This window comes from Flavobacterium sp. ASV13 (assembly GCF_000745775.1).
GTDB lineage: Bacteria > Bacteroidota > Bacteroidia > Flavobacteriales > Flavobacteriaceae > Flavobacterium.
On the sequence record NZ_JQJY01000001.1, the window covers coordinates 603,896 to 620,755 of the forward strand.

Here is a 16,860-nt window from a genome sequence, read left to right on the forward strand (position 1 = left end):
TTTTATTTTTTTGATTAGTTGATTATCAGTTAATTTCTTCGTCAAAGGTATCTTGACAATCCTCGTTTTAAAAGGAGAAAAAAGGTGAAGTGGACAAAGTTTGGGGTGAAATGGACAGGCTTTTAGTTATGAGTTATGAGTTATTGAATGCTGGTGATTTAACCGCAAAGCACGCAAAGTTTTTTTGGCTCGTAAGGCTTTGTAAAAGCGCAAAGAACGCAAAGCTAGATGTTGAACAAAATTTTGCGCCCTTTGCGTATGCCTTAGCGTTCTTTGCGGTTAAACCATCCGCATTTCAACCTGAAACTTGAAACTTGAAACTTGAAACTTGAAACCTTAAACTATTTCTTCAAAACCAAAACAGGTTTTCCTTTTTCTACAACATAAGTTGCCAATTCTGAAGCTTTTGCATTTGTATTATTTCTTGCTGAATGCACAACGCCTGCCGGGATAAAAAGAACTTCTCCAGCTTTTAGTGTAACTGGCGCCTGACCTTCAACCTCATATTCTAATGAACCTTCGAGTACGTAAATAATCTCTTCGCCCGGATGAAAATGTTTCCCAAAAGCCGAATGTGCTTCAAAATCTATTCTGGCCTGAACCGCTTCACGTCCCGGAACGCTTAAATCATGTTTTTGTAAATCGGTGCGTTTTATTCCGTTTTGAGCTGCAATTTGATTCGGAATCAAAAAGGCTATTATTCCTAAAATGATGATCGCGATTATTACCCAGGTTTTTTGTTTTTTAGTTTCCATAACTTTTTATTTAGTGATTAGTTAATTTTTAGCATTAGTGTTTTCCTCTTAATCCTCTAAAAGCGTCACGAAGTTCAACTGTAAAGATTTGTGGTTCTTCCCATGATGCGAAATGTCCGCCTTTGCTTACTTCATTGTAGTAAGACAGGTTTTTATATGCTTTTTCAGCCCAGCTTTTTGGTGCCTGATAAATCTCTCCAGGAAAAACTGTAATCGCAACCGGAATTTTAATATCGGCTGTTTTTTGTTCCAAAGCATTGAAATTATTGTTGTTATTTTCCCAATACAATTGTGCTGAAGAATTAGCGGTATTTGTCAGCCAATACAATGAAATATCATCCAGCATTTCGTCTTTTGTAAGCGATTTTTCGGCATTTCCTCCGCTGTAGGTCCAATCGTTAAATTTGTCTAGGAAAAACGAAGCCAAACCAACCGGAGAATCCGTCAATCCATAACCCAAAGTCTGCGGACGCGTTACCATCATTCCGGCATAACCACCACCTTTTGTATACAATTTGTTAAGCGAATTAAACGCCGCTTTTTCCTTAACCGATAATCCTGCGGGAGCTGAATCACCATTTTTTAAAGCTTTGGCAATATCTGCAGGAACTGTAGCCGGCATGTTTACGTGAATTCCTAATAAACCTTCCGGAGCTTGGCGCGCCATAGCATCAGCAATTACTGAACCCCAGTCACCACCTTGCGAAACATAATGTTTGTAACCTAATCGTTTCATTAAAACATCCCAGGCGTTTCCAATTTTTTCTGGCCCCCAACCTGTTCCTTTTGGTTTTTCAGAAAAACCGTAACCCGGCATTGAAGGAATAACCAAATCAAAAGCATCTTCCGCTTTTCCACCATAAGCAGTTGGATCTGTCAATGGTCCAATTACTTTTAAAAGTTCAAAAAATGAACCCGGCCATCCGTGAGTAATGATCAACGGTAAAGCATTTTTTTGTTTTGATTTGATATGGATGAATTGAATATCCAGTCCATCGATGTTGGTTACAAATTGAGGAAGTGCATTTAATTTGTCTTCTGTTTTGTGCCAGTCGTAATCGGTTCCCCAATATTTAACCAAGTTCTGAATCTGATCTAATTTTACTCCCTGTGCTTGATCTGTTACTGTTTCTTTTTCCGGCCATCTGGTAGCATTTACACGATTGCGAAGATCTGTAATCGCTTCCTGTGAAATGCTGATGTGATACGGACGAATTAAACTAGCATCTGATGGAGATTGTTTGTCTTTATTTTGAGCAAAAGAAACGGAAGCTGCCAACATAAAAGCGCCGGTTGCAATTGCGTTTATAAAACTGTGTCTGTTTTTTTGAAGTGTTTTCATTTTTTTTTGATTTTTAAATTATGAGTTATCAGTTAATTTCTTCGTCAAAAGTATTTCGATAACCCTTCTTACGAAATCAGAAAACAGTCCAAACGGACGAAGTTGGAGGTGAAATGGACAGTCTTTGAGTTAGGAGTTTTGAATTATGAGTTATGAGTTTTTGCATGCTGGTGATTTAACCGCAATCCCGATAGCTATCGGGAGCAAAGATTTTTAACTCATCTGGCTTAAAAAAACGCAAAAATCGCAAAGCTATGTGTATCATAACTTTGCGACCTTTGCGTAAACCTTAGCGCGCTTTGCGGTTAAAAATCAACTCATAACTCATAATTCATAATTCATAACTTTTAAGCAAGCACCATTCCCCCATCCATAATGAAATCAGCGCCGGTGATGAATTTTGCTGCGTCGCTGGTTAAATAGGAAACCATTTTAGCAACATCTTCCGCTTTGCCCATTTCTTTAAGTGGTACTTTTTCTATTACGACATCCATAATACCTTTTACGGTGGTTTCGTCTAAACCGACTTTTTTCATTACTTCTGTTTCTGTTGGACCCGGACTAACGGAATTCACTCTTATTTTTCGTGGCGCTAATTCCAACGCAGCCGATTTCATAACCGAATTCAAAGCCGTTTTACTCGCCGAATAAACCGAAGATCCCGGCCCCGGCATACTCGCAGTATTCGAAGAAAGAAATACCACTGAAGCACCGTCTTTTAAAACCGGAATAAATTTGCTTAAAGTAAAATAAGCGCCTCGCAAATTAACATTCATAATACTATCATACAATTCCTCAGAAGTTTGTTCGATAGTTCCCAGACCCGCAATTCCGGCATTGATAAAAAGAATATCAACCGTGCCGAAATCTGCTTTCATTTTAGCAACCAGATTCTCAATATCTGAAACATTTGCTTGATCTGCGGTAATTGCTGTAACGCCTAATTCCTGCGCAGCTTTTTCAATTGCTTCTTTTCGTCTTCCGGTGATAATAACCTGTGCGCCTTGCTCTTTTAATTGTTTTGCTGTTGCGTAACCTATACCGCTGTTTCCGCCTGTAATTACCGCTACTTTATCTTTTAAATTGTCCATTGTTTTTATGTTTTTAAATTAATGGGACAAAGTTAGATTGGAAATTAGGTTGTTTTTTTGGTGGTATCATTGAGTATACTGGCTTTATGTTTTTTTGATGATGAATTAGGAGCTGTTTCCTTCTGTACGCTATATCTTTTGTGGTGAACCCCGGCACAAAAGGATGCCGCTTCCATCAGGGCTAGGGAATTCGCTTTTATAAGAAGCAGTTTTAAAACAAACCTTATTCTATTGTTTTTAAACCTTATAAAGGCAATTTATCAAAAATTACAAGTATAACTTCACATACTTGGCATAACCCACTTTCAACGGAAAAACCAAAATTCTTTTATTACTTAACCAATCACCAAAAATTTATGGCACATTTCTCAGACCAGGTTCACATTACTATTGGAGGCTTTACTCAAAACATTATTTATTATGATTTGAAGCTGTCGCAAAAAATGGCAGATCATCATTACTTTTCATTTGTCTGGAAATATAACGCAAAAGCAGTCATACCTGCTGCAGAGCAGGACAAGGCAATGAAAAGCTACAATGGGAACGAAGTTATTTTTACTTTCAAAAGCCTGACAGGAATCAAACTGATGAGCAAAGGCATCATAACCGGACTGACTTCGATAGACAGGAACGGAAGCCCGGTCGGACTTCACGTGAACGGTACAAGCCACAGTATTGTGATTGACGGTATGCCAAAATGCAGAACCTATTTGGAAAGAGGAATGGATGATATTGTGTTGGATCTTTTGTCTGAAGGCCCAACGGAGTTTTATCAGAGAGATGCAATCAGGTCGACTTATTTGAAGGAATTCAGTTATATGGCACAGTACAACGAATCCAATTTCAATTTTCTCAAAAGATTGGCGCAGCGTTACGGCCAGTGGTTTTATTTTGACGGAATGCGCATGCAGTTCGGACAAATCAAAAACACAAAGATAAAACTCATCAACGGAGCATCACTTCATGACTTTACCATACAGACCAATATGAGTGCGCATAAAATTTCGCTGGCAGGCTACGATTACAGCATTGCAGCCAATATCCGAAATTCATCAGCCAGAACCACATCAGGAAGTAAAGACGGTTTAGCATCAAATATTGGGTTTAATCAAGGAACCGTTGCCCAGCCTGATCTGACTATCGGAGCCTATACCAACAATGCACAGAGCAAAGACGAGTTGGAAGAAATGGTTGCACTGCAAACAGCAGCAAGCGATGCCAACAGTGTATATTACAGCGGAATATCTTATTTTCCGTTGGGACTAGGACAAATGTTTACAATCATAGACGAAAATACAGAACGCCATCTGGTTTGTATAGAAGCGACACACCACTCAGAAGTACACGGAAACTACACCTGCGAATTCAAAGCAATTCCAGACGATGTCTCCGCTCCGCATTATACAGACACAAAAGTTTTTGCCAGAGCAGAAACCCAACCGGCAAAAATAAAAGACAACAATGATCCTGAAGGACTCGGACGCGTTAGAGTTGAATTCTACTGGTCATCAGGAAGTACGTCAAGCAAATGGATTAGAATGATTCAGCCTCATACAGGAGGCGGAAAAGGATTTTATTTTATTCCAGAAATTGGTGAGGAAGTTTTGGTTGGCTTTGAAGGAGGAAATGCTCAGTGTCCTTATGTTATGGGAGCGCATTATAACGGACAAGCAAAATCAGATTTTTATGATTCCAAAAACAGAATTAAAGGTTGGAAACTTCTTTTTGGCCAATTATTTAAATTCATAGAAAAAGTTGGCATCTGGCTTTCAGACCCAAGTGGTAATGAATTGCACATGAATGAAGAAACTAAAAGTACGACCTTGACTGTACCTGAAACTTTGACGCTTAACTGCAAAAATTTAATCATCAATGCTTCTGAGAGTATTATGACTACAGCGGGAACAAACATTTTAGAAAGTGCAGGAGAAAATCACACAAGCAAAGCTGGAGCAAATATGGTACAAAGCGCAAATGAAGATTATCTTTTAACGGCAAAGAATATAACAAAACTCGCCAGTGATAACTATTCAACAGATGCGAAAGACATTTCTAGAAATGCTTCTGGGAAAATACAGTCTTTTTCAGAAGAAAATCATATTCAGAATAGCAAAGGAAATATTAATAATCACTCAGGTGAAAATTCTATAAACTCATAATCTATGGGAAAAATAACAATTATTGCCAAAAATATTTATGAGAATGCATCCGGCACTATTAGAAATGACGCAGCGAATATTATAAATCAAACCAATAAAAGGTTTATTCAAAACAGTGATACGGGTATAAATTACTTGGATCATCAGGATAGGCAACCTCCTACTGATATACGAATAACAAAAGTTGAAGGTCCGTTTGATGGAAACGACAAACTGGTTGATAAAATTGAACTAGGCAAATCTTATTCATTTAAAGCGACTCCAACCCGAAAACCCACTATAACTGAAATTGCATTATTAAAATGGGCTATAAAACTTAATGAAAAACAAAAAGAAATTATTGGTGGCGTAGCTTCCTTAAACAAATTAAAAGATGGAAGAATAACTATTGCTTTTAAAATTAATCATGATTTTGAGAAAGCAAGAATTTATGCTTTTTATCAAAAGCCTGATGATACAGTTTCTGTTGAATTGAGTTTGAGGAAAATTAATTTTCCAATGCTGATTTTGCAAGGTACCCGACGAAAAGGTAAGAGAGCAATTAGAGATGCTAATGGTAATATTTTAAGCACAAATGAAACATCCTTGGATATGTTGTACGGAGATTATAGTGAAGATGAAATAGGTTTTAGTAAATTATACAATGAACTTTATACTGAAGAATATAACAAATTAATTAAAAAAGGAAATCCTGTAGAATCTTCGCATTTTAGAGCAAAATATTTAGCAGAAAACCGCATGAGGAATGTTAGGGAATTCTGTAAAAAAGATAACTCTAAATTATTTGAAATTTTTAAAGATAAAATGTGGATTTATGCCTCTGGGGATATTAAAGTTGTAGTTCGGGATATGGTAGATAAAATTAGGTCTAATTCAGGCGGAGAATATTCCAATAAAATTTTGACTAAAGCTGTCATAAACCATGAAAATTCTATAAATTTTATTTCAAAAGTAAAAGAAGTAATTAATGAATATTTAACAGAAAATAAAAGTATTGAAAATTTAGAAATTATAGATGAATCAAATGGTAAATTATTCCAATCTTTAAAAGATAAAAATGTAAAAAGCCCTATTTTTGATGATAATACAAGCGGTTTAAGAATAGCAATAAACGATGTATGGACATATCAGATTTACATTACGCGATATAAAGTAAACGGGAACCATTTTGAGATGGGTCTTGAGTATATTTATTACGATCATTTTGGGTTAGATTTTCCTGATATTCATAAATATGATCAAGATATTTTTTATGCTTGGTTTGTTTTACAACATTTTAGAAATTATAAACCATTCATTACAAAAATAGATATTGTAGGAGAACTAAAAGGAATATTATGAAAAAACACATAACTCTTATGCTCATATTCTTTTTTATTTCTTGCAATAATAAAAATTTATCTATAGAGCCTATTGATAAAAAATTTAATTTTGAAGGGTGGCAATTTCAGTACTATGAAATATCGAACTATAAAAATTTTTCAGAGGAAGATTTATTAAATAAATTAGAAAATTTTGTAAAAAACAAATACCCTCTTCAAAAATATAAGAATAAAAATCTAATTGTATTTTTTTATAAAAAATCAATATTTGAAAATTATAAAGATGATCTAAACGAGATAATGGACAAAGACCCAGATTTTGGAACAATTGGTAAATATCGAGGGAATTTAATTGCAAAAATAAATTATTGGAAAATCGATGATTATAAAAAAAGTTATACTCGTATTCTATTTGACAATGATGATAATCAAAAAATGGTTAGAAAAGATACTCTTTTAATAAAGTAATATTCAGCATTCTAAAGAATAATTAAATAAATAAAAAACAAAAAAATAAGCGTCATTCTAAACTTCAATTTGCTTAATATAAGCATCTTGATCTATATTCTCCTGATTTAGAAAAATAAATTCACGTACTAGTGAGCGTTTTTTTTATTATAAATAACATTATCATTATTCTCATAAAAAACTTTAAATTGTATTAAATCAATCGTCCTAATAGCGCACCTCCTTAGAGTTTGCGCTATTTTTATTTTTATCCCCCAACCTCTTCAAATTCAATAATTATAAATAAATTTTATAACAACAAAAAATTATTAATTTGATTAATAAACACCTTCCCTATACCTTTGCTTCATCAAAATCAAAGAAATGATTTGATCATCTTAAAAAATAACTTTAAAAAATAGAAATCATGAAATTTACAAGAAGAGCAAATGCAAACTGGAAAGGTACAGGAATGGAAGGAAAAGGAACCATTAGTACACAAAGCACAACTTTAGATAATGCACAATTATCTTTTAAAACTCGTTTCGAACAAGGTGTTGGAACTAATCCTGAAGAATTAATCGCTGCGGCACATTCTGGCTGTTTTACCATGCAATTAAGCTTTTTATTATCTGAAGCTGGTTTTGTTCCAGAAGATTTAGATACAGTAGCTAAAGTAACTTTCGAAGACGGAACTATTACTTTAATTGCTTTAGAACTTACTGGAAAAGTTCCTGGAATCTCTGAAGAAGATTTTCAGAAAACAGCTCAAAAAGCAAAAGAAATTTGTCCAATTTCTAAATTGCTAAATACTGAAATTACTTTGGCTGTTACTTTAAATTAATTCTTTAATAACAATATCAAAAATCAATATCAATTTTAAAATCTAAATAAAATGAAAACAATATTTAAAAGCTTTTTAGCATTCGCAGTAATAATCTTTAGTTTAGTATTTACAACAGCAAACGTAAACGCTCAAACTGCTCCTAAAATTAAAAATGTAGTATTAGTTCACGGTGCTTTTGCAGACGGTTCTGGATGGAAAGGTTTGTATCAGGTTTTGACTAAAAAAGGGTATAATGTAACGATCGTTCAAAATCCGTTAAGTTCTTTGGAAGATGATGTAAGAGCAACAAATTTAGCTCTGGACAAACAAGACGGACCAACAGTTTTAGTCGGACATTCTTGGGGCGGAACTGTAATTACAGAAGCTGGAAATCACCCAAAAGTTGCTGCTCTAGTTTATGTTGCTGCTTTACAACCTGATAACGGAGAAAACTCTATTAAATGGTTACAAACTGCGCCTCCAGCTCCTGAAAATGGTGTTTTGGCTCCAGATGACAAAGGTATTGCTTACTATGACAAAGCTAAATTCCACGCTGGTTTTGCTGGTGATTTAAGCAAAGAAGATGCTGAATTTATGTTTGCTTCGCAAGGTGCATTTCACGCTCAAGGTTTTGGAACCCCAATTACTAAAGCAGCATGGAGAACTAAACCTTCTTACGGAATCGTTGCAACTGAAGATAAAAGTATCAACCCTGATATCGAACGTGCAATGTACAAACGTTCTAACACTAAAATCACTGAAATAAAAGGAAGCCACGTGGTATTTATTTCTCAACCTGAGAAAGTTGCGAATGTGATTATTGAAGCATCTAAAAAATAATTGTTAATTATTAATTGTTAATTATCAATTCAATATAAGCTTGTCATTTCTCCCTTCGGTCGAAATGATAAAAACATAAAATTCCAAATTCCAAGTCTTAACAAAATTGGAATTTGGAATTTTTATTTTGGAATTTCACCATTACATAAACTTACTAACTGCCTTTATAAAATAAGGCGAATCGTTCCAGCGTATTTTTTTATAACTGAAATCTTTTTTGAGCGATTCAGGAAGACAATTCCAGATCGCTTCGTTCATTTTTTCGAGTATTAACTTTTTTGAAAACGAATCGGAAACTACTAAACTTATTTCTCTTACCGGAACTGGCTCTTTAAAAGGTTTGAAAAGTCCAACCGATTCATTCAATGTCGAAAGTTTTGGAATAATCGCAAATCCTAAATGCGCCCGAACCAGATTTTTTAAGGTTTCAATCGAATTGATATCGTACGTGAATTGTTCTTTTATTTTATCCGACGTTTTTAATCCGCAGATATCCAGAAGTTGTGCGTTGTAGCAATATTCATGATGCAGCAGCAATAATTCGGTTTTATCGCCGGGTTGCATTTCATAAAACTCTTCATTCGCCATCGGATGGGCCTGATTCAAATAAGCAACAAAAGGTTCTTCAAAAATAACATGTTCTATCAAATTTGGATTTCCCGTTGGCGTCGCCATAATAGCAACATCAATCGCACCGGTTTCTAACTCTTTCATTAACACTCCGGTGTAAGCTTCTTTGATAATGAAATGCACTTTTGGCGCTGCTTCTTTCATGGCCTGAATAAACAACGGAATCAGATAAGGCGATAAAGTCGAAATTATGCCAAGTTTTATTTCTCCTTCCAATAGATTTTTTTCGTTTATCACAAAATCCCGAATTTCATCTACTTCACGAAGAATCTTTTTGGCTTTATTGATTATCTCAATTCCTAAAACGGTAGGCGTGAGCGGCACTTTATTTCGGTCAAAAATCTTGATTCCAATTTCTTCTTCGAGATTTTTTAGCTGAATCGTAAGTCCGGGTTGTGTTACCATGCAAACTTCGGCGGCTCTCGCAAAATGACGTTCTTCGTCTAAAGCGACAATATATTTTAATTGCTGAATGGTCATCTTTATAATTTTATTTTATAAAGATACATAAATATCAATTTCATTTATAAACCAAAATTTAGCAGATGTTAAAGTTTTGCAAAAACATCAAAAATCCAAAACCAAAACATACACTTTATCGTACATAATAGAAACGATTTTTAGGTATGTGGTAAATGAGAATGGAGTAGTTTTTGGAGCATATCGAACTTTATCACATATCCTGAATATCAATTTATTCTACGCCAATTATAAAAAAGGAAAGCGATCTTAATTAAGATCGCTTTTTATTTTTACTCCTCTCCTTCACTCTTCAACTGCAAAGCCCGCTGCAAAAAACTCTGATGCAAAATTTTATTTTCGGCTTCTTCAATTGCTCTTAACAGATTATTTTGGTTGGTTGTAATTTCGGTTAAAGCGCTTTTCATGACTTCCCAAACGGGTTTCATTTGTTCAATTAGCTCCTGCCCTTTTGCGGTCAGCTGAATTAGTCTTTTTCGTTCGTCGATTTTGTCTTTTTTGGAGCGAATCAGTTTTTGTTTTTCCAGTTCTTTCAACAAACTTATCGTTGACGGATGTGTGTATCCAATTTCATTGGCAATCTCCACAACGCTTAAAGTATCTTTATAATATAAGGTGTAAATTACTGGAAACCATTTCGGTTCAAAATCAATTCCGTATGATTTATAAACCAATGCGCCATCTTTTCGCAATTGCTCGCTCAAGCGCTGCAATCGTGTCGAAATGGCTAAAATTCCTGATTCGTCTATAATATTCATCTTTATTTCTTTAAAGTTAAATGACAGAAAATAGTATCGGGTTTCATTAACGGAAATTTTTCTGGAAGCGATTTTTTTTCAATTCGCACAAAATCATTCTTTTCATAAAATCGCAATGCGGCTTCTAAAATCGCAACGGTTCCCAAATATAAATCATCGATTCCGGTTTCTTTACAATATTCTATTAAAGTCTCAAGCAATTTTTGTGCAATCGAAAACTCTTTTCCGCGGAATTCCTTTTTTACAAACATCTTTCGAATTGCGGCCGCATGATTGTCAAATTTAACTAAAGCTATCGTTCCAACTAATTCATCATTAATAAAAGCGCCCCAAAAACCACCGCCTCCAGCATAATAAAAGTTCTGAATATTGAATAAATCCGGCTGATCTTCTCTCGTAATCGGAACATTGAATTCATTAATCTGAATGTTTAATATTAAGTCGGCAATAGCATTTTCAAACTTGTTTTCTATTGGAATTATTACTGGTTTCATTTGTTTTAAAATTTTATTATACAAAACTACGTAGTTAAATACATAAATAAAAATATTTATTCATTTTTATGATTTCTTTTATACTTTTGTTTGTCTGGAAATTTGCTGTAAAGACACAACAAAATTTAATTTCACATAATAAAAATATGGCAAGAAATCAAAAAGAAGAATTTCAGGCGCTTCAGGACACTTTGTATGTTTTGGGCGGAAAATGGAAACTTCCTATCATCAATTCGATATGCAACGGAAATAGTCGTTTTAAAGACATCAAAGAAAGTATTCCCGGAATCACAGCCCGAATGTTATCGAAAGAATTAAAAGACATGGAACTGAATAATTTAGTCAAAAGAACTGAAGATCCAGATGCTATAATTCCGATTCTTTATGAATCGACATCATATTGTCAGTCTTTCGGACCTATAATTTCTGAAATGATCAAATGGGGAATTTCGCATCGAAATCATATTAAAAATAGAGAAGCTAAAAAAAGCTAAGTCGCTATTCCTGAGCTTTTCCGCTTTTTAAGTGTTTTGTTCGTAATCGGCTTAAAAATTCAGGAGTAATTCCGACATATGATGCAATATATTGCTGAGAAACGCGCTGTGAAATAGTTGGATATCGCGTAATAAATTCGACATATTGTTCCATTGCCGTTGAAGAAACGGTTTTAAAAAGTCGTTTTTGCAGTTTTGATAAATGTCGCTGAATCATCAAACGAAACATTCTTTCTAAATGAGGCACTTCGTTGATTAGGTTTTCTTTAGATTGTCTGGTCAGGACCAAAAGTTCACAATCTTCCAAAGTTTCAATATACATGTCGCTCGGCACTTGGTCTTCAAAACTCGTAATATCGCTCACCCACCAGTCTTCGATGGCAAACTGTAGCGTTAATTCTTGTCCGTTTCGGTCAATAAAATATTCGCGGATGCATCCTTTATTGATATAAGCTTCAAAATTGCAGATTTCTCCAGCTTTGAGCAGAATCGTTTTCTTTGGAACCATTCTGAATTCAAGACTTTTTTCAAAGATTTTTACTTCTTCTTTAGAAAGACGCGCAGATCTGGAAAGGTAATCGTGAATTTTCTGAAACATTTTATCTCTTTTTAGGAATTGGCAATAACTTCATTTACAAACAAAAAGTAAATATAAGAGGTTTTATTTATTATTATTTCTTGATCTAGTTTAAGAAATGAAATAATTTATTACTGCAATTTTGAAAAAATTATTTGCTATAACCTAAAAAAATGAACGAACAAACTATAAAAGCTCAAATTGCTCTGGCTTTCGCCGAAATTGAAAAACTGATTCCGCAATACCTTCAAATAGAAGAAGATCGACAGATTTCAAATGGAAATGTAGCGGTTTGCATCATTGATGAAAATGGAAGTGTACACGGCAAAATGTACGGAAATGATAAAGCGCGTCAAAGACAATCTTATAAAATTGCCTGGACAAAAGCAAGTCAGGTTTGGCTAACCGGTGTAAAAACAGGAGAATATGAGAAAATGGTTTTCAACGGAATTGTAGATGAAAACGCAAACGGAATCGAAGCTCCGGATTTAATTGGCTGGCAAGGCGGACAACCAATAACGTTAAGCAATGGAACAAAATTATCAGTTGGTTTCAGCGGTTTTAGAGGCACAACCGATTTAGAAATTGCTGAAAAAGCTTTTGAACAGCTATAGACTTTAAGCTTAAAAATAATTCATAATTCATAATTCATAATTCATAATTCATAATTCATAATTCATAATTCATAATTAAAAAAAAATGACCTATATCCCAGATTCAAACCGTTATCAAAAAATGCAATACCGTCGTTGCGGAAACAGCGGATTACTTTTGCCAGCTCTTTCGCTAGGATTGTGGCACAACTTTGGCGGAATTGACGACGTTGATAATGCACGCGAAATTCTGCATACTGCTTTTAATAATGGTATCACACACTTTGACCTTGCCAATAATTATGGTCCGCCGGCGGGTTCTGCGGAAAGTACTTTTGGCGAAATATTCAAACAAGATTTCAAAGAATATCGAGATGAACTTTTGATCTCAACAAAAGCCGGATGGCCAATGTGGGATGGGCCTTACGGTGATTTTGGTTCAAAAAAACATTTAGTAGCAAGTTTAGATCAAAGTTTAAAACGAATGGGACTTGACTATGTTGATATTTTTTATCATCACAGGCCAGATCCAAATACACCAATGGAAGAAACGATGGCAGCTCTGGATTTGATTGTTCGCCAAGGAAAAGCTTTATACGTTGGAGTTTCGAGTTATAGTCCGGCTGAAACCGAAAAAGCTTATGCTATATTGAAGAATTTAGGAACGCCTTGTGTAATTCATCAACCGAAATATTCTATGTTTGAGCGTTCTGTTGAAGATGGACTTTTGGATGTTTTAGAAATAAACGGAATTGGCGGAATCGCTTTTTCTCCTCTTGCACAAGGACTTTTGACCAATAAATATTTAAACGGAATTCCGGAAAATTCAAGAGCTAATGCAAATCGCGGGAATGGTGCAATGGAAAAAGATGCCATTACCGAAGAAAATATTGCCAAAGTTCGTCGATTAAATAAAATGGCAGAAGAACGTGGTCAGAGTTTAGCACAAATGGCATTGGCGTGGGTTTTGAAAGACAAACGAATCTCGTCGGTAATTATTGGCGCAAGCAAACCAGAACAAGTAATGGATTCTTTAGGCTGTCTTCAAAATACTTCATTTTCAGAATATGAACTGCAGACTATCGATCAGATTTTAAGCTAATATCTAAACCAAAAACCTCAATTATGACTATTAATACAAACAAAACATGCCTGACCATCATGTTATCCGGATTTTTATCTGTTGGTTTACTGGCACAACAAAAAGCTAGCAAAACAACAGACTATAAAAGCGTTACCGTTTATGTAACAGCTAAAAATACGGACAAAAAACTAAGCAAAACCGAAACGCTTTCTTTTTCTGCAAAACCACAAACAACAGAAAAAGAAATTGCGGTTTTTGTTGATCCAGCCAAAACCTATCAAACCATGTTAGGAATTGGAGGCGCATTAACTGATGCTTCTGCAGAAGTTTTTTATCAGCTTCCAAAAGACAAACAACAGGAAATCCTGACGGCTTATTATGATACGGACAAAGGAATTGGATATACTTTAGCACGTACAAACATGCAAAGTTGTGATTTTTCGAGCGATATTTACAGTTATATTCAGGAAGGCGATAAAGACTTAAAAACTTTTGATATAAGCCATGACAGAAAATATAGAATTCCGTTTATTAAAGAAGTAATTGCAAAAGCTGGAGGTAAAATTACTTTGTACGCTTCGCCGTGGAGTCCACCGGCTTGGATGAAAACCAATAATAATGTTTTGCAGGGCGGCACTTTAAAACCAGAATACCACCAAAGCTGGGCTAATTTTTTCGTTAAATTCATCAAAGAATATGAAAAAGAAGGCATTCCGATTTGGGGTTATACGGTTCAAAATGAGCCAATGGCGGTTCAACGTTGGGAATCCTGTATTTTCACTGCTGAAGAAGAACGTGATTTTATCAAAAACTATCTTGGACCAACGATGCAAAAAGCCGGACTTTCAAAAAAGAAACTGATTATGTGGGATCACAATCGTGATTTAATGTATCAGCGTGTGAGTACGGTTTTGGAAGATAAAGATGCTGCCAAATATGTTTGGGGCGTTGGTTATCACTGGTACGAAGACTGGATGAAAAACGGAATGAATTTCGAAGCTGAACGTAGAGTTGCCGAAGCTTTTCCAGATAAACCATTAATTTTAACAGAAGGCTGTGCCGCCGATTTTGATCAAAAATTATTAACCGACTGGAGTTACGGCGAGAAATACGGCATGTCAATGATCAACGATTTCAATATCGGAACTGTTGCCTGGACAGACTGGAATGTTTTATTGGACGAAAAAGGCGGGCCAAACCACGTTCAGAATTTCTGCATGTCCCCTATTCACGCCGATTTGAAAACAGGAAATTTAATTTATACCAACGGCTATTATTATTTAGGACATTTCTCTAAATTTATTCGCCCGGGTGCAAAACGTATTGCTTGTAATTCAAGCAGTAATAAACTTTTATCTACGGCTTTTGTCAATGAAAACAATAAGCTGGAAGTTGTGGTAATGAATTCAGGAGAAACGGATGTTGATTATTTTCTTTGGATAAAAGGAAAAGCGGCGAAAGTAACGAGTGCTGCACATTCAATTGCTACTTTGGAAGTTCAATAATTTAAACACAATTCTATGAAAGCATTTTTAATACTGAATATCGTTTTATTGAATTGTTTTGTTTGTATGTCACAAACATCAAAAGCTTTTAAACCGCAACAGATTCCAGGTAAAATTGAATGCGAATTGTACGATCAAGGTGGCGAAGGAATTGCATATCACGATACTGATGCCATAAATAATGGAAGCGGAAAACTAAATCCAATAAACGGGAATCCGCTGAATGAATTTCGAATAAAGGAAGGCGTAGACATTTCGTATTCGAAAGCAGATGATATTGATAATAATCCGTATAATAAAGTGGAAAGAAGTATTGGACAGCTTTATGTAGGCTGGACTGTGCCTTCAGAATGGATTAATTATACTGTTGAAGTTAAAAAATCCGGAACTTATACAATTGGTTTGCTGTATACGGCAAATGGAGATGGCGAAATCAGTATCAAGGTTGATGGAAAAGATGCGACAGGAAAAATGAAAATTACCTCAACACATGATGACAAAGACCCAATCGACTGGAGACAATGGCATCATTGGAATAGTTCAGATTCCATTGGAACAATTAAATTGAAGAAAGGCAAACAAACACTCCGACTTCATATTGTTTCAAATGGCAATATGAATTTTGATTATCTGACTTTTACTGCCCAATAATTTATAATGCCCCCAAAAGCTCCCATTTGTAACCTGAATGGGAGCTTTTTCATTAAAAAAAACTCTTTTTCAGCCTTTTAACTAAATAAATCAAAAAATTATCAAATAATTATACCGATTGGTATATATTTGCAATGTCAAAATGATTTTTATCATGAGTAAAGCAGAAAGAACCAAACAATTTATCATAGAACAAACTGCGCCAATCTTCAATATGAAAGGCTACAGCGGAACTTCGATGAGTGATATTACGGAAGCAACCGGACTTACGAAAGGTAGTATTTACGGGAATTTCGAAAATAAAGATGAAGTTGCCATTGCTGCTTTTAAATTCAATGTAAAAAAACTTCAGGATGCTTTTTCGCGAGAAATAGATCAACAGGCTACTTTTAAAGGCAAATTATTAGTTTACCCAAAACTTTACTCCGAATATGCAAATTTGAAAGTAACAAAAGGCGGTTGTCCAATTTTAAATACCGCAACCGAATCTGATGATACACATCCTATTTTGAAGAAATATGCCGAGAGAACGCTCAAATATTGGAAAGAAAAAATAATGTATTTTATCGATCAGGGAATTTTGGCAGGTGAATTTAAAGCCGATTCAATTGATACAGAGAAGACTGCACTAACCATAATCGCTTTAATTGAAGGCGCAATCATGATCAGCAAATTGACTAACAATCTAGATAATTTGTCAAGTATTATGACTTCGGTTTACAAAATAATAGACGATTTAGAATAAAGCAATTTCAGAAAGTTGCTTTTTTTAGCAAACAAAATATACCAATCGGTATTATTTAATTATAAAT

Annotated in this window: 18 protein-coding genes; 11 read left to right on the forward strand and 7 right to left on the reverse strand. The window is 34.8% G+C overall.

The window, feature by feature from the left end; translation table 11 throughout:
* Positions 1-341: 341 nt before the first annotated feature.
* The 3 genes from GQ47_RS02600 to GQ47_RS02610 all read right to left on the reverse strand — a co-directional run bounded on the left by GQ47_RS02600 (position 342) and on the right by GQ47_RS02610 (position 3,188).
* Positions 342-755, reverse strand: coding sequence for a cupin domain-containing protein (locus tag GQ47_RS02600; protein WP_035644446.1), 414 nt, complete (start codon positions 753-755; stop codon positions 342-344).
* A 34-nt stretch (positions 756-789) separates the two neighbouring features.
* Positions 790-2,097: an epoxide hydrolase family protein gene (locus GQ47_RS02605; protein WP_035644449.1), complete on the reverse strand. Its 1,308-nt coding sequence runs from the start codon at positions 2,095-2,097 to the stop codon at positions 790-792.
* A gap of 347 nt (positions 2,098-2,444) precedes the next feature.
* A complete protein-coding gene (locus GQ47_RS02610; RefSeq protein WP_035644452.1) occupies positions 2,445-3,188 on the reverse strand; it encodes an SDR family oxidoreductase in 744 nt (247 codons plus the stop codon).
* A 356-nt stretch (positions 3,189-3,544) separates the two neighbouring features.
* Between GQ47_RS02610 and GQ47_RS02615 the strand changes: the two genes are divergently transcribed.
* The 5 genes from GQ47_RS02615 to GQ47_RS02635 all read left to right on the forward strand — a co-directional run bounded on the left by GQ47_RS02615 (position 3,545) and on the right by GQ47_RS02635 (position 8,782).
* Positions 3,545-5,347 (forward strand): type VI secretion system Vgr family protein, encoded by a 1,803-nt coding sequence (locus GQ47_RS02615; RefSeq protein ID WP_035644453.1) that lies wholly within the window; start codon positions 3,545-3,547, stop codon positions 5,345-5,347.
* A gap of 3 nt (positions 5,348-5,350) precedes the next feature.
* A complete protein-coding gene (locus GQ47_RS02620) occupies positions 5,351-6,688 on the forward strand; it encodes a DUF3289 family protein (protein ID WP_035644455.1) in 1,338 nt (445 codons plus the stop codon).
* Positions 6,685-7,137, forward strand: coding sequence for a hypothetical protein (locus tag GQ47_RS02625; protein WP_035644458.1), 453 nt, complete (start codon positions 6,685-6,687; stop codon positions 7,135-7,137). Before GQ47_RS02620 ends, GQ47_RS02625 begins: the two co-directional genes overlap by 4 nt.
* Positions 7,138-7,543: 406 nt before the next feature.
* Positions 7,544-7,960 carry an OsmC family protein gene (locus GQ47_RS02630; protein WP_026729627.1) on the forward strand — a complete coding sequence of 139 codons (417 nt, stop codon included), beginning with the start codon at positions 7,544-7,546 and terminating at the stop codon, positions 7,958-7,960.
* A 51-nt stretch (positions 7,961-8,011) separates the two neighbouring features.
* Entirely contained in the window at positions 8,012-8,782 is a 771-nt protein-coding gene (locus GQ47_RS02635; RefSeq protein WP_035644460.1) for an alpha/beta hydrolase, read from the forward strand.
* Between the two features lie 141 nt (positions 8,783-8,923).
* Here GQ47_RS02635 and GQ47_RS02640 read toward each other — a convergent pair whose 3' ends face one another.
* The 3 genes from GQ47_RS02640 to GQ47_RS02650 form a co-directional block, all read right to left on the reverse strand.
* Positions 8,924-9,892, reverse strand: a complete 969-nt coding sequence (locus tag GQ47_RS02640; protein ID WP_035644461.1) for a hydrogen peroxide-inducible genes activator — start codon at positions 9,890-9,892, stop codon at positions 8,924-8,926.
* A 272-nt stretch (positions 9,893-10,164) separates the two neighbouring features.
* Positions 10,165-10,650 (reverse strand): MarR family winged helix-turn-helix transcriptional regulator, encoded by a 486-nt coding sequence (locus GQ47_RS02645; RefSeq protein ID WP_035644463.1) that lies wholly within the window; start codon positions 10,648-10,650, stop codon positions 10,165-10,167.
* A 2-nt stretch (positions 10,651-10,652) separates the two neighbouring features.
* Positions 10,653-11,144: a GNAT family N-acetyltransferase gene (locus tag GQ47_RS02650; protein ID WP_035644467.1), complete on the reverse strand. Its 492-nt coding sequence runs from the start codon at positions 11,142-11,144 to the stop codon at positions 10,653-10,655.
* Between the two features lie 146 nt (positions 11,145-11,290).
* Between GQ47_RS02650 and GQ47_RS02655 the strand changes: the two genes are divergently transcribed.
* Complete coding sequence (locus GQ47_RS02655) at positions 11,291-11,638, forward strand: winged helix-turn-helix transcriptional regulator (protein WP_035645145.1); 348 nt, start codon at positions 11,291-11,293, stop codon at positions 11,636-11,638.
* 4 nt (positions 11,639-11,642) lie between these two features.
* On the opposite strand, the gene GQ47_RS02660 is transcribed toward GQ47_RS02655, so the two are convergent.
* Positions 11,643-12,236, reverse strand: coding sequence for a Crp/Fnr family transcriptional regulator (locus tag GQ47_RS02660; RefSeq protein WP_035644469.1), 594 nt, complete (start codon positions 12,234-12,236; stop codon positions 11,643-11,645).
* 152 nt (positions 12,237-12,388) lie between these two features.
* Here GQ47_RS02660 and GQ47_RS02665 point away from each other — a divergent pair, with 152 nt between their 5' ends.
* The 5 genes from GQ47_RS02665 (at position 12,389) to GQ47_RS02685 (ending at position 16,793) form a co-directional block, all read left to right on the forward strand.
* Positions 12,389-12,829, forward strand: a complete 441-nt coding sequence (locus tag GQ47_RS02665; protein ID WP_051951319.1) for a GlcG/HbpS family heme-binding protein — start codon at positions 12,389-12,391, stop codon at positions 12,827-12,829.
* An 85-nt stretch (positions 12,830-12,914) separates the two neighbouring features.
* Positions 12,915-13,910, forward strand: a complete 996-nt coding sequence (gene mgrA, locus GQ47_RS02670; RefSeq protein WP_035644472.1) for an L-glyceraldehyde 3-phosphate reductase — start codon at positions 12,915-12,917, stop codon at positions 13,908-13,910.
* 23 nt (positions 13,911-13,933) lie between these two features.
* Positions 13,934-15,397 carry a glycoside hydrolase family 30 protein gene (locus GQ47_RS02675; RefSeq protein ID WP_035644475.1) on the forward strand — a complete coding sequence of 488 codons (1,464 nt, stop codon included), beginning with the start codon at positions 13,934-13,936 and terminating at the stop codon, positions 15,395-15,397.
* Positions 15,398-15,412: 15 nt separating this feature from the next.
* Positions 15,413-16,048: a carbohydrate-binding protein gene (locus tag GQ47_RS02680; protein ID WP_202965009.1), complete on the forward strand. Its 636-nt coding sequence runs from the start codon at positions 15,413-15,415 to the stop codon at positions 16,046-16,048.
* A gap of 154 nt (positions 16,049-16,202) precedes the next feature.
* Positions 16,203-16,793 carry a TetR/AcrR family transcriptional regulator gene (locus GQ47_RS02685; protein WP_035644480.1) on the forward strand — a complete coding sequence of 197 codons (591 nt, stop codon included), beginning with the start codon at positions 16,203-16,205 and terminating at the stop codon, positions 16,791-16,793.
* Positions 16,794-16,860: the final 67 nt, after the last annotated feature.

What these genes read in the sequence shown, in the direction of transcription:
- GQ47_RS02630 (WP_026729627.1), top strand. Translation starts at nt 7,544, where the DNA reads ATGAAATTTACAAGAAGAGCAAATGCAAACTGGAAAGGTACAGGAATG.
- GQ47_RS02600 (WP_035644446.1), bottom strand. Translation starts at nt 755, where the DNA reads ATGGAAACTAAAAAACAAAAAACCTGGGTAATAATCGCGATCATCATT.
- GQ47_RS02605 (WP_035644449.1), bottom strand. Translation starts at nt 2,097, where the DNA reads ATGAAAACACTTCAAAAAAACAGACACAGTTTTATAAACGCAATTGCA.
- GQ47_RS02685 (WP_035644480.1), top strand. Translation starts at nt 16,203, where the DNA reads ATGAGTAAAGCAGAAAGAACCAAACAATTTATCATAGAACAAACTGCG.
- GQ47_RS02610 (WP_035644452.1), bottom strand. Translation starts at nt 3,188, where the DNA reads ATGGACAATTTAAAAGATAAAGTAGCGGTAATTACAGGCGGAAACAGC.
- mgrA (WP_035644472.1), top strand. Translation starts at nt 12,915, where the DNA reads ATGACCTATATCCCAGATTCAAACCGTTATCAAAAAATGCAATACCGT.
- GQ47_RS02675 (WP_035644475.1), top strand. Translation starts at nt 13,934, where the DNA reads ATGACTATTAATACAAACAAAACATGCCTGACCATCATGTTATCCGGA.
- GQ47_RS02625 (WP_035644458.1), top strand. Translation starts at nt 6,685, where the DNA reads ATGAAAAAACACATAACTCTTATGCTCATATTCTTTTTTATTTCTTGC.
- GQ47_RS02635 (WP_035644460.1), top strand. Translation starts at nt 8,012, where the DNA reads ATGAAAACAATATTTAAAAGCTTTTTAGCATTCGCAGTAATAATCTTT.
- GQ47_RS02645 (WP_035644463.1), bottom strand. Translation starts at nt 10,650, where the DNA reads ATGAATATTATAGACGAATCAGGAATTTTAGCCATTTCGACACGATTG.
- GQ47_RS02640 (WP_035644461.1), bottom strand. Translation starts at nt 9,892, where the DNA reads ATGACCATTCAGCAATTAAAATATATTGTCGCTTTAGACGAAGAACGT.
- GQ47_RS02680 (WP_202965009.1), top strand. Translation starts at nt 15,413, where the DNA reads ATGAAAGCATTTTTAATACTGAATATCGTTTTATTGAATTGTTTTGTT.
- GQ47_RS02615 (WP_035644453.1), top strand. Translation starts at nt 3,545, where the DNA reads ATGGCACATTTCTCAGACCAGGTTCACATTACTATTGGAGGCTTTACT.
- GQ47_RS02665 (WP_051951319.1), top strand. Translation starts at nt 12,389, where the DNA reads ATGAACGAACAAACTATAAAAGCTCAAATTGCTCTGGCTTTCGCCGAA.
- GQ47_RS02650 (WP_035644467.1), bottom strand. Translation starts at nt 11,144, where the DNA reads ATGAAACCAGTAATAATTCCAATAGAAAACAAGTTTGAAAATGCTATT.
- GQ47_RS02620 (WP_035644455.1), top strand. Translation starts at nt 5,351, where the DNA reads ATGGGAAAAATAACAATTATTGCCAAAAATATTTATGAGAATGCATCC.
- GQ47_RS02660 (WP_035644469.1), bottom strand. Translation starts at nt 12,236, where the DNA reads ATGTTTCAGAAAATTCACGATTACCTTTCCAGATCTGCGCGTCTTTCT.
- GQ47_RS02655 (WP_035645145.1), top strand. Translation starts at nt 11,291, where the DNA reads ATGGCAAGAAATCAAAAAGAAGAATTTCAGGCGCTTCAGGACACTTTG.